Source organism: Furfurilactobacillus rossiae, assembly GCF_013394005.1.
Lineage (GTDB): Bacteria > Bacillota > Bacilli > Lactobacillales > Lactobacillaceae > Furfurilactobacillus > Furfurilactobacillus rossiae.
The window spans coordinates 1244514-1266673 of record NZ_CP040586.1 but is presented as its reverse complement, the minus strand read 5'-3'; the positions used below and the strand labels follow the sequence as shown (position 1 = coordinate 1266673).

The window sequence follows — 22160 nt, the reverse complement described above, 5'->3', positions numbered from 1 at the left end:
TTGCAGGCGTTCAAACGAATCATCAAAATTAAAAATTATTTTGCGGAGGTTTTATTAATGACAAAGTTTGCGGATTTAAAGGGATTTATTTTTGATTTGGATGGCGTAATCACTGGTACAGCAAAGTACCACGGACAAGCGTGGCATCAACTAGCTGACGAACTTGGTGTGACCTGGACCGAAGAGCTGGCCAACGGCTTAAAAGGCGTTTCCCGGATGGATTCCTTGGAAATGATTTTAAAGGCCGGTGGTAAAGAAAATGACTATACCCCGGAAGAAAAAGTTGCCTATGCAACAAAGAAAAATGACAATTATCTGTCACTCATCAAAAACATGACACCTAATGACGTCTTCCCCGGTATTAAGGAGTTTTTAGATGATTTGATCGCCAATGGTTACCAGATTTCCTTGGCTTCTGCCTCAAAGAATGCACCAACTATTTTAGGTCATATTGGTTTGTCCGACTACTTTACCAAAATTGTTGACCCTGCTACTTTGAGTAAGGGCAAACCTGATCCAGAAATCTACACCCGGGGCGCAGAAATTCTTGGCTTGGATCCATCTGTTTGTGCCGGTGTGGAAGATGCTGCGGCCGGAGTGGCCAGTATCAATGCCGCTAACGAAACCTCTATTGGAATTGGCGATAAACAAGAACTAAGTGCCGCTAATGTTATTTTTGCCGACACCAGTGCATTAACCCTTGATAATATCAAAGCACAAATGGACAATTAGTCGACTCAAATTAATGCAAGATAATAAGTTTCAAAAACGACTTACCGATTTCATAATCGATAAGTCGTTTTTTGATTATCATTAGAACATAAAAACAAAAGCTGCACCTATTAAGAACGCCCAAGAAATGTTGTCTTGGTAGTCTCTAAAACGTGACCCTTAATTGCCCGATAAAACTCATTTAACCAATAACCGTTTTGCAACGGCAATGTGGTATCTAAAGCGTAACCTGTGACGGTATAGACATGATCACCGTTTGGCGGCGTTGGACCAACGTAATGCCGTGTAATCGCCGGATCAGTTTGATGAATCAGGCCACCTGCCGTACTATTATTGCCTTGAACAAAGGCTTCACCTTCACGACGGCTGGCATCCTCTTTAAGTTCGGCGTGATCAGCAGACAGATTAGCCCCAATCCAGTGAATGTACGTAAATCCTGAAACAGGAATCGCATCATCATCTAACAGTGTCCATGCAACGGTTTTTGCACCTGCTGGTAAATCAGTGAACGTCATCGGAAATGAAATCACCGGTTGGCCTGCGTACATTTCGTCCGGTTGCGCATGTCGACTATAACGGTCACCAATGTACCCATTTTCAGTTGGAATTTCAATCTTCATGAATCTGCTGCTCCCTTTCCGAATGTTTTTTATCGGCATCATTTACTCGCGATGAGTTGATAGTGCCTCAACCCGTTAACGATTCCATCCGTGGTGTTCGTCGTAGTAATGTAATCGGCGACTTTTTTATCACGGGGGTTACCATTTCCCATAACAATAGCTGTATCAACGCTAGCAAACATCTCAAGATCGTTTAATTCATCCCCAAAGGCATAAGTATGAATACCTTCCAAATGTGCCCGTTGAAGCAATTTCTCTAACCCACTTCGTTTTGTAACACCGCTCTTCATAGTATCCAAACAAACTGGATTATTTCGCACCAAGGTTAATTGACCCGCAAAATGTTCGTTATAGAGATCTTCCTTGTCACGATTAAACACATTTAAGAAGTTAATGGGATGCTTAAGGTAATATTCTGGGTCCACCGTAATCGATAAGCGCAGTGCCTTATAGTTGTTAACGATATCATCCGTTGTCTTGGTCAACGCAAAACCTTGATTGTTGTAATAAGCAACCGCGTCACCCTGTTCATTTGCAAACGCTGTGAACGATTCGATAAGCGATTGATCAATTGCTTCGCGGAATAACTCTTTACCACGATACTGAACGTACGAACCATTGGCGCTAACCACCGTGTCAATGCCTGTTTCATCCAATACGTCCTGAATCTCAAAGATGTTACGACCTGTTGCAATCACTGGCAAAATATCGTGTTGCTGCATTTCCTTTATTGCGGCAATACTTTCAGGCAGGACATTTTTTTGATCATCAAACAGTGTTCCATCTAAATCAAAAAAAACAACTGCTTTAATTTCCGTGTTCATGAGAACAACCCCCTCGTTTTCACTACCCCTTAAGCATAGCGCATTCTGGAAAAAATGGCATTGTTTGACTCCCTCCAGTCAAGATTTTTTGAAGTCTCTTATTTGCAAATTGTCAGTGACTGAAAACAGAATTCTTGCCCATGGTTTATTAGACCTTAAAGTGACAGATAGCAGCAGTGCTAATTTGAAAGGCTAAGACAACAGTAATGTTCATTTTAAAAAACGCCGAAACTAAAATGACCCTATTCCTACAATTTAGGAATAGAATCATCGTGTGTTAAGAATTAATTTTTAAACTGAATTTGTTTCTTAATGCTCTTTTTAAAGAACACCATTATTGAACAGTTGGTTTAGGTGTTGATGTACCCAAGTCTTCTTCATGATCGGGATCAATTGTGACTTCACCAGCCTCAACCTCTTCAAGTGCCTTGCCGACAGACTTAACTGATTGATAATGTGGTAGCAATTCCTGTGCACCAGCGTCTAACTCATGTGCACGTTTGGAAGCCAACATAATCAGTGAATAACGTGAGTCAACTTTCTTTAAAAGCTTATCTACTGATGGATATAAAATCATAATTTAAGCGTCCTTCCCATTTTCCGTCTCGGTAACCTGCTTTGATTCTAACATTTGCGCATAGTCCGGGTAAACCCTAGGCACCCGCAAACGTTCCGCTCTAATAATTTCGCGGATCCGATCAACAGCAAGATCAACTTTATCATTAACGACTGCGTAATCATAGTTCCGCATCATTTTAATTTCTGTAACAGCCTGGTGAATGCGTTCGTTAATCACTGTCATGGTTTCTGTACCACGACCGACCAGCCGTTGCTTCAGTGCCATTAAATCAGGCGGAGTTAAGAATATAAACACGCCATCAGGCATCTTCTCACGAACTTGCATGGCACCGTTGACCTCGATTTCAAGAAAAACATCTTTTCCAGAAGCTAAGGTATCCTTAACATATTGCATTGGTGTTCCGTAATAATTATCAACGTACTGAGCATATTCAAGCATTTCACCGGTTTCAATGTTGTGTTCAAACGTCTCTTTGCTCACAAAAAAGTAGTCTTTTCCGTTTACCTCACCTTCCCGTGGCTGACGGGTAGTCATTGAAATGGAGTACTGAAAATCAGTTCCTCCTTGGTCAAACATTGCTTTCCGAACTGTTCCTTTACCGACTCCTGATGGACCAGAAAGAACAATTAACATTCCACGTTTCGGCATCGACTGCTTCGTTCCTTTCATCTATAACCTAAAAAAGAATTTAACAATTATTTTGCACTTTTTTTGCATCAATTTCAAGCGTTCAACTACGACATTTGCCGCTAAATACGCCGTTTTAGAAACTTTTGCGTGAAAAGTGTACCTTTGCAAAAGCTCGTTAACGGAATTGAAATTTATGTTTGCATTTTTGAACGCGTGTTCGTATAATATAAATAGTCAAACAGACGTTCGCTATCACGAACGAATTGTCGAACGTTAGAAAAACAATTCAACTATTTTCGTCATTTTCTTAATGGCGAGCAATACGAAATTTCGGAGGCCACGACTATGGAACAATTAATGCCAAATACTTATATCAACCCTGTAATGACGAAATCAACGCTACATCATAGTATTCGTCATTTATCGATTGTTTCAAACCATAGTCATCTTTCTGTTGGTCAGCGTATTAGGAAATTCTTCACAGCAGAACGTGGCGATACGTTACGTCATCCACAGTTTTCGTCTGACGTGATTATCGCCCACCTCGATCGTGCACTTAAACAGCACGCTGTTGTCTCAATCATGTTAAACCAGCCATCAAACCCTTTTGCCAAGAAACTCACGACAGTTACTGGCACGCTTAGGCAGGACCAAGACATTCTGACAATTACCAATCACGCAACTGGCAAAACCTATTTAATTTTGCCAGAACAAATTCGTCAAATCTGTTTCGGCTTGATGGTTGCTTAAGCCTTAGCGACTATTGATTGCGGATTTGAAGAATGACATTACATTACATTACACCAGTTGTATAAAATAAAGCACTTGCGTTAATAGTTCCTGAGTATCTGATCAGAAACTATTAACGCAAGTGCTTTTTATTTCCGTTTAATTTTAAATATCGTCAGACCAACGACTATACCTTATGATTCAGCTAACTGCTTTTTTTCTGCATCTGCCATTTTCAACAACTCTGAGGCGTGTTCAGTTGTCAATTTTGTCACAGTCGTACCGGCCAACATCCGTGCTAGTTCAGTTACCCGTTTAGCAGTTGTTAACTTATCAACACTGGTCTTAGTGCGTCCTTTGTTGATCTGCTTCTGAATATAAAATTGGTGATCCGCAATCGCAGCAACTTGTGGTAAGTGAGTGATACACAAAACTTGAGAGTGGCGACCAATTACCATAATTTTCTCGGCAATGGCCTGAGCAACCCGCCCTGAAACACCAGTATCCACCTCATCAAAAATAATACTTGTCACACCTTGGTTTTCAGAAAAAATCGTCTTCAAAGCCAGCATCATCCGCGAAAGTTCTCCGCCAGAGGCCGTTTTGGCCAATGGCTTGGGATCTTCACCAGGGTTTGTTTGAATATAGAACTCAACGTTATCAATCCCAGTCGTAAAGAATGGTATGTCTTCATGTTTCAAAAACCGCACGCTAAAAACGGCCTTTTCCATATAGAGAGCCTTCAACTGTTCATGAACAGCTTCTTCCAATTGCTTAGCCAATTTTTGTCGCATTTCACTAAGCTCATTGCCTGCTTTTTGCACCGCAGTCTTGGCCTTATTTAACTGAGTCATCAGTGTCTGATCATCATCCTGATCACCCTGCATACGATCCAATTCAACTTTGATTTTATCAAAGTAGGCCAACACCTTGGGTACAGAATCTCCGTACTTGCGCTTTAATTGGTGTATAACCTCCAGACGTGCTTCGATTTCATCTAAACGTCCTTCATCAAACTCCTGATTATCAAGTTGTGAAGACAGACCATTAGTTGCATCCTGAAGGCCATAATAAGCACTCGCAATCGTGTCAGATAATGCCTGATACTCAGGATCTAATGTGGCAATTTCCTGCATGGATGCCATCGCGGCGCCAATGCGATCCAGGGCTGAACCATCTTCACCACCATCAATGGCTTCATGACTACTTTCTAAGGCTGTCACAATTTTTTGATAGTTGGCCAAACGATCTCTTTCTGTAATCAACGTGTCCTCTTCATCAGGCGACAGATTGGCATCTTCAATTTCTTGCACCTGAAATGTCAACATATCAACTCGCTGCGCCCATTCTTGGGCGTGGTCACGTTTGTCAATTGCCAGCTTACGTAGTCGCCGGTATTCATCATATTTATCTGCATACGTTTGCTTCAACTTAGCTAAGGCGTTAGGTTTGTACTCATCTAACAACTGTAAGTGCTTTTCTGGCTGCATTAATTCTTGATGTTCGTTTTGACCATGAATATCGACCATTGTCTCCCCAATGCGTTTGAGGGTGGTGGTATTAACTAATGTACCATTAACTCGACTAGTATTATGCCCGTTTTTATTCAGTTCACGATCGATAACCACTTGTTGATCAGCATGATCAATACCAAGGTCGGACAACACTTCAAAAGTGACAGAAGACTTTGGTAGCACGAATAATCCCTGTATCGACGCTTTAGTTGCCCCTTTACGAATAAAGTCAACGGAAGCGCGGCCACCGGCCAGTAAACCAACGGCGTCAATAATGATGGATTTACCTGCACCTGTTTCACCAGTCAGAACACTCATTCCATCATCAAAAGCAATATTCAATTTTTCAATAATTGCAAAGTTCTTAATGGATAATTCCTGTAGCATTCCTTGCTCCTTAAGCCCTCATTTAGGGACCCTATCATGGTATTTCTAAAACTTAACTTACTCCGCACCCAACTCAGCCAGTCTTGAACGGACTTCCACAGCATGATCAATCGTTGAAGCAATAATCAAAACGGTACTGTCATCACTTAACACGCCAAAAACCTCATCATAATTCATCTGTTTGATTAAACTAGCAATAACCGGACCGTTTCCCGGCAGTACATTAAGCAAACAAAACTGATTATTAATAGTCATGTCAATAACATTGCCGTTTAAGTTTCGCCGCAACTTACTCTCACCATCAATTGGCCGATCAGTAGAAAACGTGTAATACGTGTGCCCATTTTCGTCAGGCACCTTGATCAATTGCATCTCAGTAATATCTCGCGAGATCGTTGCTTGTGTAACATCAAGCCCCTCTCGGTCTAACAAAAGCACTAATTCCGTCTGTGTATGAACAGCATTATTAACGATAACGCGCCGAATGATTGCCTGCCGTTCCCGTTTTTTCATGAACGCTCCACCCTCTACTTTTGATTCAGTTGGGCATACGCTGACGTCAACGTTTCCTTCACGGACACATTTGGCGACAGTTTCCCCTCTCCGTCTGTATTCACAAGATGGATCAAGAACTCGATGTTTCCTTCGCCACCCTTAATTGGTGAAAAATCCAGTCCTGTCACAGAATAACCTGTTGCCAAGGCAAAGGAAACAATATCATTCAGAACTGATTCATGCACGCTTGGATCTTTAACAATGCCGTGTTTACCAACATTATTTTTACCTGCCTCGAATTGTGGTTTAATCAACGCAACCACTTCGCCTTGAGGCTGCAAAATTGATTTCAAGTTAGGTAAGATGAGATGTAATGAAATAAAGGATACGTCAATACTTGCAAACGTTGGCCGACCAAAGGTAAAGTCCGCCGGTTTTGAATAACGGAAATTCGTGTGCTCCATAACAACGACACGTGGATCTTCGCGTAACTTCCACACCAGCTGATTGCTACCAACGTCTAGCGCATATGAACGGACAGCACCATTTTGCAACATGACATCAGTGAAACCACCCGTGGAAGAACCGATGTCTAGCACCGTTTGGCCTGTGACGTCAATGTTAAACACTTTAAGTGCCTTGGCTAGTTTAAAACCGCCTCGGCTCACGTACGGCATCGGATCGCCTTTAATATGCAATTCCGTATCTGTTGGAATTCGCTCACCCGGTTTATCTAATCGTTCTTCATTTTTTCCTAACACCTCACCGGCCATCACCGCCCGTTTGGCCTGCTCACGAGACGTGAATACTCCCTGCTCAACAAGCAGGATGTCGACACGTTGTTTTTCCATGTGTTTTTTCCCTTTCTAACCCTCAAAATAGCTCAAGAACGCGCTAAGGATGCTTCCATCGGCACCACTGTCTGACAGCGCATCACAAGCCTGCCGAGCATCCTCAATACTGGCGTTTAACGCTTGCCGTGCAGCAGGTAACCCAATCAACCGTGGATAGGTGTTTTTGCCCTCAACCTCATCCTTATTAGGCGTCTTGCCTAGCTGCTCGGCCGTTGCAGTTTCATCTAAAATATCATCATAAATTTGAAATGCCAAACCAAACGCTGCGCCGAAACGAGCAAAATGTTGACTTTGTTCAACCGTTGCGTGGCCCATGGTGGCGCCCGCCATAACCGCGTATTCCAAGAGTGCACCCGTTTTACGTTTGTGCAATGCTTGTAATTGAGCCAACGGAATTCGCTTGCCAGTAGTCGAAACGTCTTCCACCTGGCCTGCAACCATTCCTTTAGGACCCGCCGCGACAGCTAATTTTTGCACCAACCGAATTGTGATTGAGGCATCTAACGGTGCTGTCGCTAGCCAGTCAAAGGCCAAGGCCTGAAGTCCATCACCGGCCAAGATAGCAATGTCCTCGCCAAACACTTTATGATTTGTTGCTTGACCACGACGTAAATCATCATTATCCATTGCTGGCAAATCGTCATGGATCAACGAGTACGTGTGCAATAACTCGACGGCCACCGCTGCTTGCATTTCAGCTGACGTAGTTTCTTTATTCAAACTCACGATTGCCGCCAACGTCAATAATGGGCGTAACCGTTTGCCACCGGCCTTAACGGAATAAGCCATTGATTGACCTAGCAACGGCTGATTAGCACTAGTAGCTAATTTTTCATCCAATAGTTGATTAATTTTTGGCACATATTCTTGTTCGAAACTACGTAATTGTTTATTCATGATTGGTTTCCGAATCGGGAGCAGCCTCAAAGTCAACCTCTTGACCATTATCATTCATCATCTTGGTCAACGTTTTTTCTGCATTGTCCAAAGTATCTTGCAACTGCTTGCTCAACGTTACCCCTTGCTGAAATTGAGTTAGTGCTGTTTCTAGCGGTACGTCACCTTGCTCCAACTTTGTCACGATTGCTTGAAGCGCCGTAAGGTTCTCTTCAAACGTTGGTTGTGTCTTTTTTTCCTCTGCCATGTTAGTCTTTCTCCTTATCCACGCTATTGATTGTGGCCGCCGCTTGACCATCTGCTAAATGTAACGTGACGGCCTGCTTTTCAGACAGCTGATCAACTGTTTTAACAACCTGACCTTCAACCGTCACATAACTATATCCACGCGTCATAATTTTTAGTGGACTCAATAAATCCAATTGATTAATCAGACCACTTAACTGCGTTTTTTTCGCTTTGATCATGTTAACACTTACGCTCAGAAGCTCATGGTTTAACGCATCTGCCTGTTGACGACCGTTTTTCACACGGGCCGTTAATAAATGAGTGCTTAAGCGGGCCTGAACGGTTGCAACCTGCCGTTGTTTGCCATTCAATAACTGTCGTTGATCATTAATTAACCGGTCGGTAAGTTGTGCCACACGCTGCGTATAACCTTCGTACAGACGCTGTGGTTGCGTGAATACGTAAGATTGGCGAACTTGTTTCAATCGCTGACGATCTAACTGGATTTGGCTAGTCATCGCTTGAAATAATCGACCTTGTAATTGCGAAATGGCCAACAATGTTTCTGAAAGCACAGGTGTAGCTAACTCAGCAGCCGCAGTAGGCGTAGCTGCTCGCACATCCGCCACTAAATCGGCAATTGTCGTATCCGTTTCATGGCCCACTGACGAGACGACAGGGATTTCGCTAGCCGCAATTGCGCGCGCTACGCTTTCCTCGTTGAATGGCCACAAATCTTCTATAGAACCACCACCACGACCAATAATCAGGGTGTCAAATGTGCCAAGTTCATTCACCTGTTGAATGCGTCGGACAATATCATCTGCCGCTGCATCACCCTGAACTAGCGCTGGAAACAACACTAGCTGGACAATGGGATAACGTCGACGGGTAGTTGTAATGATATCACGAATGACAGCCCCAGATGGACTAGTAATAACCGCAATACGCTTTGGGTACTTAACCAACGGCCGTTGACGACGCTCGAACAAGCCCTCACTGGCTAGCTTACGCTTTAATTGCTCATAAGCTTGGTACAAGGCACCGACACCATCTGGTTCCATTCGCTCTACATAAATCTGATAACTACCGGATGGCTCGTACAGCGAAATCCGCCCGGTCACAAGAACTTTCATGCCTTCTTCAGGTTGAAATTTCACTTTTGCAAAAGCGGATTTAAACATAATTGCATTAATTTTGGCATGGTCATCTTTCAAACTGAAATATTGATGGGCGTTCGGTCGCGGACGAAAATTGGAAATTTCTCCTGTTAGATACACACGACCAAGGTAAGGATCAGCATCAAATTTTCGTTTAAGGTAACGTGTCAACGTTGTAACTGATAGATAATCTTCACGATCTGCCATTTAATCCACCACTTGTCCGGTTTGCCATGCCGCTAACTGAATCGTTTGTTGCATTAAAGTCGCAATCGTCATCGGACCAACACCACCAGGCACAGGTGTTAAATAACCAGCAACGTCCTCAACATCCTTTGCAACATCACCAGTGAGTTGACCACTTGCGTCACGATTCATGCCCACATCAATGACGACGGCGCCCGGCTTAATCATTTCACGAGTAATTAAATCAGCCTGTCCAACCGCCACAATGACAATATCCGCAGAACGGGTTAGCTCCGCCAAATCTGTTGTATGCCGATGAGCCAATGTTACTGTGGCGTTAGCGTTATTAAGCAATGCCAATAGTGGCTTGCCAACTAATCGACTTCGTCCGACCATCACGACGCGTTTACCTGGTAGTGAAATCTGATATTGAGAAAGCAGCGTCATGATCCCCTTCGGCGTGCACGCAACAGGAAAGTCCTCACCAACCTGAGCAAACAATTGACCCAAGTTTTCGGGATGCAGACCGTCAACATCTTTGCGTGGATCAATCGCCATCACCACTGCTTCCTCATCAAGATGACTAGGCAATGGTGATTGAACCAAGATCGCATGAATTTGCGGATCCTCATTGTAGCGCTGGACTAGGGCAATGACCTCGGCTTGTGAAGCATCGGCCGGCAGATGCTTCACAACAGAATTAAACTGCAACTTGGCAGCCTTGCGTTCCTTATTTCTAACGTAAATGGCACTGGCAGGATCATCTCCCACCATAATGACAGCTAATCCCGGAATGACACCTTTTTGCGTCAACTTCCGTGTTTGCTCAGCAGACTGCGCATTTATTTTTTTTGCGGTCGCACGACCATCAATTTTTATTGCTGTCATAAAACTGCCCCTAACTTTTTAAAATCACACTTTTATTCGTTCATACTGAATAATTTTAACACATTCACTGTGTGTTTTAGATACTCATTACATACGCATTTTCATTGAGAAATTAGCGAAGAAGTACAAAAAAGATGCCATTAATTCAGACCTCATGGTCTCAATTAATGACATCGTTATTCAACTTTATTCCGCAGAAGAAGCATCTGCTTTATCAAAAAGCTTTGATAAAACCCCGTTAATGAATCGTCGTGAATTGTCATCAGAAAATTCTTTTGCCAATTCCAAGGCTTCATTAAGGGCAACACGTGTGGGAACTTCAGCAGAGTACTCCATCTCATACAGACCCAATCTCAAAATAATTAAATCAGGATTGGCCAATCGAGAAATGGACCATTTGTTTGCTAACAACGGACTAATCTGTTCGTCAAGTTCAGCTTCCTTTTCAGTCACACCATTTACCAATGTGACTAAATACTCAGGCACCACAGTAGGTTGATCTGATTGACTAGGAATTAATTGACGATACAGATCTTCCACATTCGCATCTGCATTCATATGTTTTGCAAACAACACTTGAAATGCAATTTTTCTAATCTGATGTCTATTTAAGCTCACTACAAGTCACCATCTTTGCTGGTCGTTTGTTCGTCGTCACCAGCGGCAGCGGCGCGGTCACCAAAAATGTCATCTGGATCAATATCAGAATCATTCTTTTCCGGAACGATACCAACGATGTGGACATTGACCTCACCCATTGGTAGTTCCGTCATCAAAGTAACTTGTTGTTTGACCTTATCCTGCATTTCCAAGGCTACCTTAGGCACATTAACACCATAGTCTAGGTAGACAAAGACGTCAGCAGAAATCTCGCCATCGTTAACGCTCAGTTTGACACCTTTGCTGTGTTCAGTACGGCCAAACAACTCCGAAACATTATTCGCAATCGTACCACGCATCCGGTTGACACCGTCTACTTGGCTAGCCGCAACACCAACGATAATCTCCAGAACATCCGATGCAATTTCAATGCTACCTAATGCATCAGCCGGTTGATTTAAGGTAATGTTATTGACTTCAGGCATAATGGCCTCCAATCCAAACTAAGCTCTTGAAACGTAAGAACCGTCTTGTGTGTTGATGATCAGCTTATCATCTGCATTCACGAAGAACGGCACTTGAACAACTAAACCAGTCTCCATTGTTGCTGGCTTTGAGCCACCAGTAGCAGTATCGCCACGAATGCCGGGTTCAGTTTCCTTAACCGTTAAAGTAACCGTATTTGGTACTTCAACACCCAAGATTTCGTTACCAAATGAGGTTACGCTAACTTCCATGTTTTCCAACAGGTACTTAGCAGCATTCTTCATCTGTTCATTTGGAATTGAAACTTGGTCATAGGTTTCAGTGTTCATAAAGACGTAGTTTGAACCATCGTTGTACAAATATTGCATAGTGGCTTGACTGATTTCAGCCAATTCCATCTTTGCACCGGCGCGGAAAGTCTTTTCTTGAACGGCACCTGTCCGTAAATTCTTTAACTTTGAACGCACAAAGGCGCCACCCTTACCGGGCTTAACATGCTGAAATTCAACGATCCGCCAAATAGCGTGATCAACTTCAATCGTCAGACCATTCTTAAAGTCTGCAGTAGAGATTGACATAATTGTTCCTCCTAAAGGCATATTGGGCACACAAAACGCGCTCAATATGACACTTGTTAAAATTCATTCTTGTTCAGTATACAGTAACGCATCCCGTCGTTGCAATAGTTGGCAGTTTTAAACGACTACAAAATCTTTAGGTCCTTGGAAGAGGTCGTTAACACCTCAGCACCATTTTCTGTTACTAAAACATCATCTTCCAACCTAACCCCGCCAAGGTTTGGCAGATAGATCCCTGGTTCAACAGTGATTACCTGATTAGCCTGAATAGCGTATGGAATTCTTGGTCCGTAAACTTGGGGTTCTTCGTGAATATTTAGGCCAATGCCATGCCCCATACCGTGATTAAACTCGGCACCATACCCGGCCGCCTTAATCAAATCGCGACCTGCAGCATCCAATTGAGCGCCGGTTGCGCCAGGCTTGATTGCATCAATAACAGCTTGGTTAGCTGTCTTAGTTAGATTATAAATATCCACTAACTCGGGATCTGGTTGCCCTAACGCAAATGTGCGTGTGATGTCAGACGTGTAGTCATCAAAGTAGAAGCCAAAGTCAACAGTAACTAACTCGCCCTTAGCCAGTTTCTTTGTTGTGGCTGACCCATGCGGTTCTGCGGAACGATAACCACTGGCAACAATTGTATCAAACGAAGGCCCGGTCGAACCATGCGCGCGCATCCAAGCATCCAATTTATTGGCCACTTCAATTTCCGTCATGCCAACGTGAACATTTGGCAACAGCGCATCATAACCTTCACATGACAAACGAATCGCACGACGTAACTTAGCAATTTCGTTGGCATCTTTAATTTCTCGCAAATGATCAACCACTGCATGCAGTCCAACAAAATCAGCGGCAAGTTGCTCATCTAGCATAGACCAAATAGCATAGGGTAATGTGTCTTCAAAACCAATCACACTAAGATTTTGGTCACCAGCTAGCTTAACAACTGTTCCATAATAGTCACGCGTAATCATTAATGTGATTTGTGGATCTAATTCAGCTTTCATTTCTGTTTCATACCGAGCATCGGTAATCATAAAAGACTGATTGCCAGTAATTAATAGACATCCGTCACCACCAACATTAGCAAAACCTGTTAAATAGTGCAGATTAAACTCATCCGTGACCAAAAAAGCATCTAAATGCAACTGATCCAAAACGCCTTGAACCTTAGCAATTCGTTCTTGTCCCATGCTATCGCTCCTCATCACTAATTAAATCAAACAAAAAACGGCCACAATGCCTTAACATTATGCCCGTTTATTGATCGATTGTTATTCTGCTGCTTCAGCGGCAGGGTAAACGGACACCTGACGGCGATCCTTACCTTTACGTTCAAACTTAACAACACCATCTGTCAAAGCAAACAGTGTGTCATCACCACCACGACCAACATTCATACCTGGCAGAATGTGAGTTCCGCGTTGACGGTAGATGATGGAACCAGCGTTGATCTTTTGACCGTCGGCACGTTTAGTACCTAAACGACGACCAGCAGAGTCACGACCGTTGGCAGTAGATCCGCCCCCTTTATGGTGAGCGAAAAATTGTAAGTTCATATCCAATAACATGTGGTTACACCTCCATTAGTTAATGTGACCATCACTAATCGTAACGAATTGAGTGTATTTCTGTGCAACTTGCGTCATGCCTAAAATAAATGTGGCTAAAATTGTTTCAGCTGCTTGATTGCGATCATTGATAACCACTTCCAAGAAGCCACCATTGTCATCATCAGATGAAATCGTTGGGTGGACCCCAGCAATTTCATCCAATGCGTTAACAGTGATAATCGCCAGCACGGAGGCTGCCGCACAAACAATATCTTCACCATAATCACCAGCGCCTGCATGGCCAGTCATAACAAACCGAACCGGTTGGCGCTTAGCATTTCTCGAAATATCAACTTTAATCATAATAGCTTAGCGTGGTTTCGTAGTTGTTTACTTATCTGCGTCAGCGCTCTTTGATGAAGTTGCGCCAGCAATTTCATCAATCATGACACGCGTATAGGGTTGACGGTGACCTGTCTTAGTGTGTTGGTTCTTCTTAGGCTTGTACTTGAAAGTAACAACTTTCTTTTCTTTGCCTTGCTTTTCAACAGTTCCAGTAACTGAAGCACCATCAACATATGGTGTTCCAATCTTAATGGAACGGCTAGCAACTAACACAACTTCGTCAAAGGTAACTTTGTCGCCTTCCTTTGCATCAAGCTTTTCAACAAAGATAGGTGAACCCTTTTCAACCTTGTATTGCTTACCACCAGTTTTAATAATTGCGTACACGTTGTGCACCTCCTTAAAAGTTTCTTAGACTCGCCAAAGATAAGCGTTTCACTGCCTAGACAGATGAAAACTTAAAACTTATTTTGCGCGGTTGCAGTGTGGGAAGTCCACAAATACAACAGTAAGAGTTTACCAGAGAACGCCCGGTGCGTCAAATGCTTCAAGACCTTTTTCTGGAAAACATCTCAGTCATTGGTAATTGTAACAAAAAACGCAGTGGAAACACACTGGTTTCACACTACGTTAAAGAGCTAATAGTCGATTTTTCAAACACAACTAATGCTGACGATGATCTGGTTGAGCGGTTGTACGGTTAGTTGACAGATGTGATGCTGACGAACGACCCATCAATTCCCACACGCCACTTCCGATTAAGACAATGGATAAAATCAATACGGCAACCATCTAAAAACCTCCCTTAACTTGATTAAGTAACTGTTTCCAGTTTATCAATCACAGATGCTCATATTCAATTTTTAAGTCTTCTTAAGAGATTTATGTCATCTTTTACCAAATCGTTAATAAACGGTTATTCCTGCGTACCGATCTTATAGAGTTCTGTGTCCGCATTGGTGTCTTTGCGCATCTGTGTTTCAATCTTGCTACGTTGCTGAGCCGAATTACCAATTGAGAATGAAGCTAGATCAAAGACGATTCGGAAATTAGCATGAAATTGAGATGCCACCTCATCGTCAAAATTGTATTGCTTGCTAACAGCTGCTTTGACAATGCCCTTCACACCTGTTGCGCCATCCCCTAGAGCAACCCCTAATTGGCTTTTCTGCGCTTCACTAAGGCCAGGACGTAATTCCTGATTCAGCTTATCAGCAGCTTTATACACGGTGTTAGCACTTTTATCATCGTCATAACGAAACTTTTGTAGCGCCGTTACCAATGTTTTGATGTCGTCATTTTCTGATTGGACCCGTTCGTACTTTTTCTCCGAAACCTGAACGCCAGCATAACTTTTTTGACCACAAGCCGTTAATGTAATCAGTAACCCTAAAACGGCAAATGTTGCCACAATTTTCTTCCACATGTGAACACTCCTCAATAAGCGAACTTCAAACTAGACTCATTGTACCAAAAAAGACGCCTTGACTGGAACTCAGCGACTTATTTTTAAAGTTCCTTTAGGGCTCAAAATAGAAATCAAGAAAAGTGCTGACCTATGTCCCCAAAATTAAAAACAATTGTTTTCTTGAATACGAGGCCAAAAAAAGAATTGCTGTTGAGAGCAATCCCTGTTTGTGCTTTAGCCAAATTTAGCAGCTTATTTTAAAACGAAAAACTATACTTATACCATTCGTCGCTTATCAGTTAGCGATAAAACCGATGATACAAAAATGCAACAGGTGGGGTTCGAACCCACGACCCTCGGTTTAGAAGACCGATGCTCTATCCAACTGAGCTACTGTTGCGAAACTTAACCTTATTAGTATAAAAAACGGAATCGACAGTGTCAATTTAAGTTTAGAAAATTACTCAATATAATTGCCAAGCAACCAGTCGTTTCTGAACACATTTTCTTAGTAGTTAAGACTAAATTCAGTCGCGTATAGTGCTGACACAAAAATAAAGACGATCACCGAAGTGACCGCCTGGAATGATCCCAAACGGATAAGTTCGGGACTAAAACAGTGTAGCACAGTTAGAACCGCAATGAAAAGGACAAAATTCTTTTTTATAAATACACATCCGCTGATCGTAGAACACTAAGCTAAAAGATTACTATACTGCATAAATGTATTCGCTTGCAAGAATGTGTAATATAGTCCCTTTATCTGTTGACGAAGCGCTTTCATTTCTTATATAATAGGCTTTGTAAACATTTATCAGAGTGCTGTCTAATAAATTGAGCAACTTGGGGGTGCATCATGGTTAAACATTTGGACCCTCGGGTGATTAAAACGCGGTCAAGTCTAAAAACTGCCCTAATCAGTCTGATGCAACAATACAAAATTGAAAATATCAGTGTTCAAAAGATCACTGAAACTGCGCACATTACTCGAGGAACATTTTATTTACATTATAAAGACAAGCGAGATTTCATTTCACGTGCCATGACCGAAATTTTGGATGACTTTTTCGATGCCGTCATTGATGACGGCACTGACAGTTTACCAGAGCATTACGCCTTTCTGAACGGTCATGCAGTCAATGTCTTTTACTTAAACAACGCCTTTAATTACATTGAAAAAGACGCTCAGATGTTCAACGTTTTGTTGAATACACAGGAAAATGGGTTATTTGAACATGAATTGTATGCCCGAATGACTGGCTATCTAAATCGTTTCTATGATCAGATGAAACCTGCGTTTGCTGACATCGGCGTACCAATCAACATTCAAATTGCCTTTACTGTTTCTGCTTATGTTGGTTTAATCAAAAATTGGCTCATTGAAGGCATGATCTATACACCACATTATATGACAGGATCAGTTCATAAAATGATTTCACTCGTGAGCGCTGGTTCTCCAAAAACAGTTACGTTTACCAACTTTTTCTATTCAGATCCGCAATTATTGGCTCGTCAAACTAATAACTGGTAAGTGTGCTAACGAACACAAAATAAGGCCTAACGTTGGGTTTACAGCCCAAACGTTAAGCCTTATTTTGATTGCTATATTATCACGAAAAGACTAATAGCCATTAGCCTGACGTTTTAAATTTTTCTCGCGCTTTGCTTGATAAGCTTCCTGAATTTCATCTTGTGTGAAACCAAAGCCACGCAAACCCATTGTTAAGAACAAGTGCCACGCATGGCCAAAATCGCCCTGACGATGTTCTTTTAGACTGGATAAAATCATACTGTTAATGGCCAAATAGGTCTTGGTTAGATTAAGATCCGGTCCCTTTGTCAGCTTAGTCAATTCGTCAGGCGTTAAGACTGTTAAATGCGTCCATTGCTGTTTATGGAAAATCAACAAGAAGAAATCCAATGCATCGACATATTCTTCTAACAGCGTCTGATGGGATGTTTGGCCAGGATTACTTTTGCCGCGATGCGTTTTCCACACCTTAAACCATTCACTCGTATTCGCAATCTCGGCCAGCTCGACGTCCAAGGCTAAATATGCGTTCTGTAGACTATCCTCACGCGACCAATGTAATTGCTTTGCATCATGTACTTGTTGATCAAACTCAATGCATTCCCGCAAGAGCATCGCTAAATCTAACATTGTAATTCCCCTAACCTGTCTATTAAGCAAAAATTAACGGATCGGACTGAATCTCTAAATCATCGCGATTAGCTAAGTACCATTGACGAATGAAATCATAGTTCAACAACACTGCCATCAAAGAAATTTGGTTCTTAGGATCCGTCGTGGTGATGACCCACTTAGGTGCCGTCTGCGTGCCAGCGTCCGCAATGCCAAAGACAAGATCATCTTCTAAGTCAATGATAGCGCCATTGCCTGCGGGGGCATTTTGCAGCATATAATGACTGTCAGCCGAGGCCACGAAGAGCTTGTCCACTGTGCCTGCTGGCAATGCTGGATGTTTCGTTTGATACTCCGCATTATTATCAGTTTCTAACAAGTTATAGTCAGCCGTAAAGTGATAATCACGCTGCAAATCCTTGGCAAACGTAATGAGCGTATCAATAGCAGCCATCTTCTTGTCTGCCGATTGGTCAGCTAACGCCACCGCAAATAGGTCAGTAAATGCCTTGCTGTTAAAACGGATTTGCTGACGTTCCAAGTTCATATAGAACAAGTGGAGACCGGAAGCCTTGTCTGTGAAGAAGGCACCTCCATTGCGACCGCCAACCAATACAAACTTAAAGTCAGGTTGTGTGCCTAACGCGTCAAACGTAACGCTTAGTTCTTCATGATCAGCCGCACTGGTAAGAATTAATCCTTTTTCTTCGTGAATCTCCAGCAAACGACTCATAAAGAGTAAATAATAGTCAGAAGCTGTGTATTGGTGTGGAAAGGTTACAAACGCGGTATCCATTTTAAAATCAAATAAATGTGTAGCCGAATCTAACAACTCATCAGTGTCTTGAGTCTCAGTCAGTTGATCCAAGTACTTAGTGAACTGAATGCCGTTTTGCAAACCATCTTTTATGTTGTTGTTGTAGATTCTAAAACGTTGACTTGGCGTTAACGTATCTAACTTTTTCTCTTTACTGGTGCCAGACTCAGCTTCTTTTTTTGTCGCACTGGCAGCTTCGGAATCTGTGGCTACTGCCGAATCAGTCTTGGAAGATTGTTGCTGCTTAGTTGCAGTTGATGCAGTCTGATCAGAATGGACGTCTTTGGCCGTGCTTGCTTCAGTAGATTCAGCACTAGCTGACGTCAAATCTCTTTTATCATAACTTGTCATCTGAAGTCACCTCACTAGTTGCTGAATTGCTTGCGCTCTCTGCGTTAGCAGCAAGTGCACTATCCTGAGAACGAATTTCACTGGATGGCATTTTTTCATCCGGGTCAGCTTGTCCCGCTTCAATTGCTCGACCAATTAGATGACTGATATAGTCAACATATAAGCTAGCATTACGATCTTTAAACGTGGCAAAGTCACCAAACACTTTGCGAATCGCTTGCTTTTCGTAGCTTAGAATCGTGTCTTCCTTGGACAAAACTAACGACTCATCTTCGTTGGCTTTCATCCCTTTATAAGCGTTGTTTGCCTGATCATCCTCATCAGCTAACTTGGTTAACTGATCCAAAATATCTTGACGTTCCGCCTTCGAATGACCGCCGTTAAACAATGTGCGCGATTCCCCAACTTCTTTAAGTTGTGAACGTAATTTTTCTTTTTGCAAATCGCGTTGTTCTTGGTTCTTGACCAGTTCCTGCAATTCTTGACTTTGCCGAGCGATGTCTTTGATGCGATCCGAATTGTAGTTTTTGCCCTCTGATTCAAGTGCAAACGACTGTGTCAGTTTTTCATACTCTTCGCTGTCAAAAATGAATTGTGCGTTTAAAACGTCTAATTCACCAAACTGGCGACGATCCCACCAGTTCCCAAAGAATACATTGAATTTGCCGTTCTCCGGTTCTTCAAAATAAAAGAATGGGTATGTGTGCTTCAAATAAGCAATAAGCTCCGCACTCAAATAATGGCTGAGTTCAGGGTGTATATCATCGACCAAACGTGCTAATTGGTTGCCTTCCGTTTGTTTATTGCCCCTAATCAACGTATTGTAACGTTGTGGGTTAACTAATTCGTAGACCCGACGATCATTAAAATCATTAATGGCGCCGGTTAATTCATCCAAATAACGTGACTTTTGTCCGAGTTTACCAGACAACTCAGGACGTACATTACGTGATCCGACTTTTTTCGTTTGTGGATTATCCATGCCGTCTTACCCCTTGTTCACTAGATTCATACACTTATATCGTACACTACTGCCATCATGTCGACAATCGCCCCGGCAGTGTTGCAAACGTTTTCTTAACATTTAAATTTAGAATTTTTTAGACAAAAAGCCGTGATGAATACCCGCAGTCGCATTTCAACTAAAAAACGACGCTATTCATCACGGTTACATATTTATTTATTTTACTATAACTTGATGACTGACCAGCCTAAACCGAAGCGCACATTGCCGCTCCAAGAAACAGCCCTCAAATATTAATATTGTTCCAGATACTGATCACGTTCCCACTTAGTGACAGACTGACGATACGATGCCCATTCCAGCTTTTTGGCTTCAATAAAGCTTTGGAATAAATGATCGCCTAAAGCCGCCTTCATAACGGGATCACTTTGCAAGGCTTTCGTTGCATTGTGTAAATTGTCTGGCAAATTACTAATGTGGTTAGTATCACGCTCTTTTTCGTCCATCGAATAGATGTTGCGATCGACAGAATCATTTGGTGTGATACCATTACGAATGCCATCCAAGCCGGCTTCCAACATCGCAGCTATGGCAAGATATGGATTGGCAGCAGGATCAACTGAACGCAACTCTAAGCGTGTCGAATTGCCACGTGCACTAGGCACACGAACCAGTGGTGAACGGTTGGACCCTGACCAGGCCACATAAACTGGGGCTTCGAAACCTGGCACCAGACGTTTGTAGGAGTTCACGATTGGATTTACAACAGCAGTTAAATTACGGGCATGAGCCAGCAGGCCACCAAGAAAATGATAAGCGGTTTCGCTGAGTTGCAATTCCCCATCAGCATCGTAAAACGCATTGCCCTTAGCGGTTGATAGTGACATATTCATATGCATGCCTGACCCATTGATACCTTCAAGTGGCTTGGGCATAAAGGTGGCAAATAGTCCGTATTTTCTAGCAATTGTTTTAACTACTAGTTTAAAGGTCTGAATATTGTCGGCCGCCTCCAGTGCATCAGCATACTTAAAGTCGATTTCATGCTGGCCAGGCGCAACTTCATGATGGGCAGCTTCTACTTCAAAGCCCATTTTTTCGAGTTCAAGGACAATGTCACGACGGCAATTCTCACCAAGGTCCATTGGTGCCAAATCAAAATAGCTGCCCTTGTCATTCAGTTTCAATGTTGGTTCGCCATTTTCATCCATCTTAAACAGGAAGAATTCTGGTTCAGGGCCAATGTTGAAAGACGTAAAACCAGCGGCCTTCATCTCATCAACGACACGAATCAAGTTGTTACGCGGGTCACCTTCGAATGGTTTTCCATCCGTCGTATAAACTTCACAAATCACTCGGGCTACCCGACCATGTTCACTACCCCACGGAAAAACCATCCACGTCGACAGGTCTGGGTGAAGATACATATCACTTTCTTCAATTCTGACGAAGCCATCGATGGATGAACCGTCAAACATTAACTTGTTATCTAACAACTTGTCCAATTGACTCGTCGGCACTTCAACGTTCTTAATTGAACCCATCAGATCAGTAAACATTAATCGTAAAAATTCCACGTGCTCCGTCTTAACCAATTCACGAATTTCATCCTTCGTGTATGTCTTCTTTGCCATGTTCCTGCCTATCCTTTCGACTAACCTCAATTGCCAACTGTTGTTTCTAAAGAAAAGCACTTATAAGTGTTGCTGAAGACCAGACTGTGGTGGTCGCATCCCTGCTAACTGTTGCATTTCAGCCTCAAGTAAATGACGTGCACGTTCGTCTGACAACCGTTTCGATTCCAATTGTGTAGACTCAACTTGATGTGTCTTTGCATACAAACGCCGCATTGTCGCAAAGTCCATCCCGCTTGCCAGACCATCCTTCACTTCTAGCAAACAATCCACATCATTCAATGAATAACGCCGACGATTACCCTCATTTCGTGCCGGATGAACCAACGACTGCGTTTCATAATACCGGATCTGTCGTGCTGAAAGATCAGTCAGCGCCATTACCGTACTCATCGGTAAAATTGCCAATGACCGACGCAACTGTTTTTCCGCCATCAGTCAGCCTCCCAAAAACTCACAAACATTTGAACAACTGCATCATCCCACCGCAAAGTATTAAAGTCAATCTTTCATGTCATAAGTTCTGACATGAAAGATTGACTTTAATTTAA

General features: G+C 42.6%; 28 protein-coding genes, 1 tRNA gene and 1 other annotated feature. Of the genes, 3 read left to right on the top strand and 26 right to left on the bottom strand.

Annotated features, from left to right (window positions below; all coding sequences use genetic code 11):
• Positions 1-57: 57 nt before the first annotated feature.
• Positions 58-732 (top strand): beta-phosphoglucomutase, encoded by a 675-nt coding sequence (gene pgmB / locus LROSL1_RS05980; RefSeq protein WP_017261775.1) that lies wholly within the window; start codon positions 58-60, stop codon positions 730-732.
• Positions 733-842: 110 nt separating this feature from the next.
• Here pgmB and LROSL1_RS05975 read toward each other — a convergent pair whose 3' ends face one another.
• From LROSL1_RS05975 to gmk, 4 genes are all read right to left on the bottom strand, one after another.
• Positions 843-1352, bottom strand: a complete 510-nt coding sequence (locus LROSL1_RS05975) for a YbhB/YbcL family Raf kinase inhibitor-like protein (protein ID WP_178914031.1) — start codon at positions 1350-1352, stop codon at positions 843-845.
• 38 nt (positions 1353-1390) lie between these two features.
• On the bottom strand, positions 1391-2176 hold the full coding sequence (locus LROSL1_RS05970; RefSeq protein ID WP_178914030.1) for a Cof-type HAD-IIB family hydrolase: 786 nt from the start codon (positions 2174-2176) through the stop codon (positions 1391-1393).
• Positions 2177-2510: 334 nt separating this feature from the next.
• The gene (rpoZ, locus tag LROSL1_RS05965) at positions 2511-2753 is read right to left on the bottom strand and encodes a DNA-directed RNA polymerase subunit omega (protein WP_017261772.1); all 243 of its coding nucleotides are present in this window, start codon (positions 2751-2753) and stop codon (positions 2511-2513) included.
• 3 nt (positions 2754-2756) lie between these two features.
• Positions 2757-3404 (bottom strand): guanylate kinase, encoded by a 648-nt coding sequence (gene gmk, locus LROSL1_RS05960; RefSeq protein WP_017261771.1) that lies wholly within the window; start codon positions 3402-3404, stop codon positions 2757-2759.
• Positions 3405-3731: 327 nt separating this feature from the next.
• On the opposite strand from gmk, the gene LROSL1_RS05955 reads away from it, so the two are divergent.
• The gene (locus tag LROSL1_RS05955) at positions 3732-4136 is read left to right on the top strand and encodes a hypothetical protein (protein ID WP_178914029.1); all 405 of its coding nucleotides are present in this window, start codon (positions 3732-3734) and stop codon (positions 4134-4136) included.
• Positions 4137-4309: 173 nt separating this feature from the next.
• Here LROSL1_RS05955 and recN read toward each other — a convergent pair whose 3' ends face one another.
• The 17 genes from recN to LROSL1_RS05875 form a co-directional block, all read right to left on the bottom strand.
• A complete protein-coding gene (gene recN / locus LROSL1_RS05950; RefSeq protein ID WP_178914028.1) occupies positions 4310-6016 on the bottom strand; it encodes a DNA repair protein RecN in 1707 nt (568 codons plus the stop codon).
• Between the two features lie 57 nt (positions 6017-6073).
• A complete protein-coding gene (locus LROSL1_RS05945; RefSeq protein WP_017261768.1) occupies positions 6074-6529 on the bottom strand; it encodes an arginine repressor in 456 nt (151 codons plus the stop codon).
• A gap of 14 nt (positions 6530-6543) precedes the next feature.
• Positions 6544-7362: a TlyA family RNA methyltransferase gene (locus LROSL1_RS05940; protein WP_178914027.1), complete on the bottom strand. Its 819-nt coding sequence runs from the start codon at positions 7360-7362 to the stop codon at positions 6544-6546.
• A gap of 15 nt (positions 7363-7377) precedes the next feature.
• Positions 7378-8262, bottom strand: coding sequence for a polyprenyl synthetase family protein (locus LROSL1_RS05935; RefSeq protein WP_178914026.1), 885 nt, complete (start codon positions 8260-8262; stop codon positions 7378-7380).
• Positions 8255-8509, bottom strand: coding sequence for an exodeoxyribonuclease VII small subunit (locus LROSL1_RS05930; protein WP_017261765.1), 255 nt, complete (start codon positions 8507-8509; stop codon positions 8255-8257). Before LROSL1_RS05930 ends, LROSL1_RS05935 begins: the two co-directional genes overlap by 8 nt.
• Before the next feature lies 1 nt (position 8510).
• Positions 8511-9857: an exodeoxyribonuclease VII large subunit gene (gene xseA, locus LROSL1_RS05925; protein ID WP_178914025.1), complete on the bottom strand. Its 1347-nt coding sequence runs from the start codon at positions 9855-9857 to the stop codon at positions 8511-8513.
• The gene (folD, locus tag LROSL1_RS05920) at positions 9858-10724 is read right to left on the bottom strand and encodes a bifunctional methylenetetrahydrofolate dehydrogenase/methenyltetrahydrofolate cyclohydrolase FolD (protein ID WP_017261763.1); all 867 of its coding nucleotides are present in this window, start codon (positions 10722-10724) and stop codon (positions 9858-9860) included.
• A gap of 186 nt (positions 10725-10910) precedes the next feature.
• Positions 10911-11342, bottom strand: coding sequence for a transcription antitermination factor NusB (gene nusB / locus LROSL1_RS05915; protein ID WP_017261762.1), 432 nt, complete (start codon positions 11340-11342; stop codon positions 10911-10913).
• Entirely contained in the window at positions 11342-11809 is a 468-nt protein-coding gene (locus LROSL1_RS05910) for an Asp23/Gls24 family envelope stress response protein (RefSeq protein WP_017261761.1), read from the bottom strand. Before LROSL1_RS05910 ends, nusB begins: the two co-directional genes overlap by 1 nt.
• 18 nt (positions 11810-11827) lie before the next feature.
• Positions 11828-12388: an elongation factor P gene (gene efp / locus LROSL1_RS05905; protein WP_017261760.1), complete on the bottom strand. Its 561-nt coding sequence runs from the start codon at positions 12386-12388 to the stop codon at positions 11828-11830.
• A 125-nt stretch (positions 12389-12513) separates the two neighbouring features.
• Complete coding sequence (locus LROSL1_RS05900) at positions 12514-13587, bottom strand: M24 family metallopeptidase (RefSeq protein WP_178914024.1); 1074 nt, start codon at positions 13585-13587, stop codon at positions 12514-12516.
• 81 nt (positions 13588-13668) lie between these two features.
• Positions 13669-13965, bottom strand: a complete 297-nt coding sequence (gene rpmA, locus LROSL1_RS05895) for a 50S ribosomal protein L27 (protein WP_017261758.1) — start codon at positions 13963-13965, stop codon at positions 13669-13671.
• 15 nt (positions 13966-13980) lie between these two features.
• On the bottom strand, positions 13981-14310 hold the full coding sequence (locus tag LROSL1_RS05890; protein ID WP_178914023.1) for a ribosomal-processing cysteine protease Prp: 330 nt from the start codon (positions 14308-14310) through the stop codon (positions 13981-13983).
• A 27-nt stretch (positions 14311-14337) separates the two neighbouring features.
• Complete coding sequence (gene rplU / locus LROSL1_RS05885; RefSeq protein WP_017261756.1) at positions 14338-14679, bottom strand: 50S ribosomal protein L21; 342 nt, start codon at positions 14677-14679, stop codon at positions 14338-14340.
• Between the two features lie 16 nt (positions 14680-14695).
• Positions 14696-14782 (bottom strand) — a sequence feature (ribosomal protein L21 leader region).
• 173 nt (positions 14783-14955) lie between these two features.
• The gene (locus LROSL1_RS13240) at positions 14956-15084 is read right to left on the bottom strand and encodes a hypothetical protein (protein ID WP_017261755.1); all 129 of its coding nucleotides are present in this window, start codon (positions 15082-15084) and stop codon (positions 14956-14958) included.
• Between the two features lie 124 nt (positions 15085-15208).
• Complete coding sequence (locus LROSL1_RS05880; protein WP_017261754.1) at positions 15209-15718, bottom strand: LptM family lipoprotein; 510 nt, start codon at positions 15716-15718, stop codon at positions 15209-15211.
• A 308-nt stretch (positions 15719-16026) separates the two neighbouring features.
• A tRNA-Arg gene (locus LROSL1_RS05875) sits at positions 16027-16100 on the bottom strand.
• A 453-nt stretch (positions 16101-16553) separates the two neighbouring features.
• Between LROSL1_RS05875 and LROSL1_RS05870 the strand changes: the two genes are divergently transcribed.
• The gene (locus LROSL1_RS05870) at positions 16554-17231 is read left to right on the top strand and encodes a TetR/AcrR family transcriptional regulator (RefSeq protein WP_404825467.1); all 678 of its coding nucleotides are present in this window, start codon (positions 16554-16556) and stop codon (positions 17229-17231) included.
• A 90-nt stretch (positions 17232-17321) separates the two neighbouring features.
• Here the strand turns inward: LROSL1_RS05870 and LROSL1_RS05865 are convergent, their stop codons facing one another.
• The 5 genes from LROSL1_RS05865 to LROSL1_RS05845 all read right to left on the bottom strand — a co-directional run bounded on the left by LROSL1_RS05865 (position 17322) and on the right by LROSL1_RS05845 (position 22044).
• Positions 17322-17861, bottom strand: a complete 540-nt coding sequence (locus LROSL1_RS05865; RefSeq protein WP_178914022.1) for a dUTPase — start codon at positions 17859-17861, stop codon at positions 17322-17324.
• A gap of 22 nt (positions 17862-17883) precedes the next feature.
• A complete protein-coding gene (locus tag LROSL1_RS05860; protein WP_178914021.1) occupies positions 17884-19011 on the bottom strand; it encodes a hypothetical protein in 1128 nt (375 codons plus the stop codon).
• Positions 18998-19993, bottom strand: a complete 996-nt coding sequence (locus LROSL1_RS05855; protein ID WP_178914020.1) for an exonuclease SbcC — start codon at positions 19991-19993, stop codon at positions 18998-19000. Before LROSL1_RS05855 ends, LROSL1_RS05860 begins: the two co-directional genes overlap by 14 nt.
• 275 nt (positions 19994-20268) lie before the next feature.
• On the bottom strand, positions 20269-21609 hold the full coding sequence (gene glnA, locus LROSL1_RS05850) for a type I glutamate--ammonia ligase (protein WP_178914019.1): 1341 nt from the start codon (positions 21607-21609) through the stop codon (positions 20269-20271).
• Between the two features lie 60 nt (positions 21610-21669).
• On the bottom strand, positions 21670-22044 hold the full coding sequence (locus LROSL1_RS05845; RefSeq protein ID WP_178914018.1) for a MerR family transcriptional regulator: 375 nt from the start codon (positions 22042-22044) through the stop codon (positions 21670-21672).
• Positions 22045-22160 lie beyond the last annotated feature (116 nt).

What these genes read in the sequence shown, in the direction of transcription:
- pgmB (WP_017261775.1), top strand. Translation starts at nt 58, where the DNA reads ATGACAAAGTTTGCGGATTTAAAGGGATTTATTTTTGATTTGGATGGC.
- LROSL1_RS05975 (WP_178914031.1), bottom strand. Translation starts at nt 1,352, where the DNA reads ATGAAGATTGAAATTCCAACTGAAAATGGGTACATTGGTGACCGTTAT.
- LROSL1_RS05970 (WP_178914030.1), bottom strand. Translation starts at nt 2,176, where the DNA reads ATGAACACGGAAATTAAAGCAGTTGTTTTTTTTGATTTAGATGGAACA.
- rpoZ (WP_017261772.1), bottom strand. Translation starts at nt 2,753, where the DNA reads ATGATTTTATATCCATCAGTAGATAAGCTTTTAAAGAAAGTTGACTCA.
- gmk (WP_017261771.1), bottom strand. Translation starts at nt 3,404, where the DNA reads ATGCCGAAACGTGGAATGTTAATTGTTCTTTCTGGTCCATCAGGAGTC.
- LROSL1_RS05955 (WP_178914029.1), top strand. Translation starts at nt 3,732, where the DNA reads ATGGAACAATTAATGCCAAATACTTATATCAACCCTGTAATGACGAAA.
- recN (WP_178914028.1), bottom strand. Translation starts at nt 6,016, where the DNA reads ATGCTACAGGAATTATCCATTAAGAACTTTGCAATTATTGAAAAATTG.
- LROSL1_RS05945 (WP_017261768.1), bottom strand. Translation starts at nt 6,529, where the DNA reads ATGAAAAAACGGGAACGGCAGGCAATCATTCGGCGCGTTATCGTTAAT.
- LROSL1_RS05940 (WP_178914027.1), bottom strand. Translation starts at nt 7,362, where the DNA reads ATGGAAAAACAACGTGTCGACATCCTGCTTGTTGAGCAGGGAGTATTC.
- LROSL1_RS05935 (WP_178914026.1), bottom strand. Translation starts at nt 8,262, where the DNA reads ATGAATAAACAATTACGTAGTTTCGAACAAGAATATGTGCCAAAAATT.
- LROSL1_RS05930 (WP_017261765.1), bottom strand. Translation starts at nt 8,509, where the DNA reads ATGGCAGAGGAAAAAAAGACACAACCAACGTTTGAAGAGAACCTTACG.
- xseA (WP_178914025.1), bottom strand. Translation starts at nt 9,857, where the DNA reads ATGGCAGATCGTGAAGATTATCTATCAGTTACAACGTTGACACGTTAC.
- folD (WP_017261763.1), bottom strand. Translation starts at nt 10,724, where the DNA reads ATGACAGCAATAAAAATTGATGGTCGTGCGACCGCAAAAAAAATAAAT.
- LROSL1_RS05910 (WP_017261761.1), bottom strand. Translation starts at nt 11,809, where the DNA reads ATGCCTGAAGTCAATAACATTACCTTAAATCAACCGGCTGATGCATTA.
- efp (WP_017261760.1), bottom strand. Translation starts at nt 12,388, where the DNA reads ATGTCAATCTCTACTGCAGACTTTAAGAATGGTCTGACGATTGAAGTT.
- LROSL1_RS05900 (WP_178914024.1), bottom strand. Translation starts at nt 13,587, where the DNA reads ATGGGACAAGAACGAATTGCTAAGGTTCAAGGCGTTTTGGATCAGTTG.
- rpmA (WP_017261758.1), bottom strand. Translation starts at nt 13,965, where the DNA reads ATGTTATTGGATATGAACTTACAATTTTTCGCTCACCATAAAGGGGGC.
- LROSL1_RS05890 (WP_178914023.1), bottom strand. Translation starts at nt 14,310, where the DNA reads ATGATTAAAGTTGATATTTCGAGAAATGCTAAGCGCCAACCGGTTCGG.
- LROSL1_RS13240 (WP_017261755.1), bottom strand. Translation starts at nt 15,084, where the DNA reads ATGGTTGCCGTATTGATTTTATCCATTGTCTTAATCGGAAGTGGCGTG.
- LROSL1_RS05880 (WP_017261754.1), bottom strand. Translation starts at nt 15,718, where the DNA reads ATGTGGAAGAAAATTGTGGCAACATTTGCCGTTTTAGGGTTACTGATT.
- LROSL1_RS05865 (WP_178914022.1), bottom strand. Translation starts at nt 17,861, where the DNA reads ATGTTAGATTTAGCGATGCTCTTGCGGGAATGCATTGAGTTTGATCAA.
- LROSL1_RS05860 (WP_178914021.1), bottom strand. Translation starts at nt 19,011, where the DNA reads ATGACAAGTTATGATAAAAGAGATTTGACGTCAGCTAGTGCTGAATCT.
- LROSL1_RS05855 (WP_178914020.1), bottom strand. Translation starts at nt 19,993, where the DNA reads ATGGATAATCCACAAACGAAAAAAGTCGGATCACGTAATGTACGTCCT.
- glnA (WP_178914019.1), bottom strand. Translation starts at nt 21,609, where the DNA reads ATGGCAAAGAAGACATACACGAAGGATGAAATTCGTGAATTGGTTAAG.
- LROSL1_RS05845 (WP_178914018.1), bottom strand. Translation starts at nt 22,044, where the DNA reads ATGGCGGAAAAACAGTTGCGTCGGTCATTGGCAATTTTACCGATGAGT.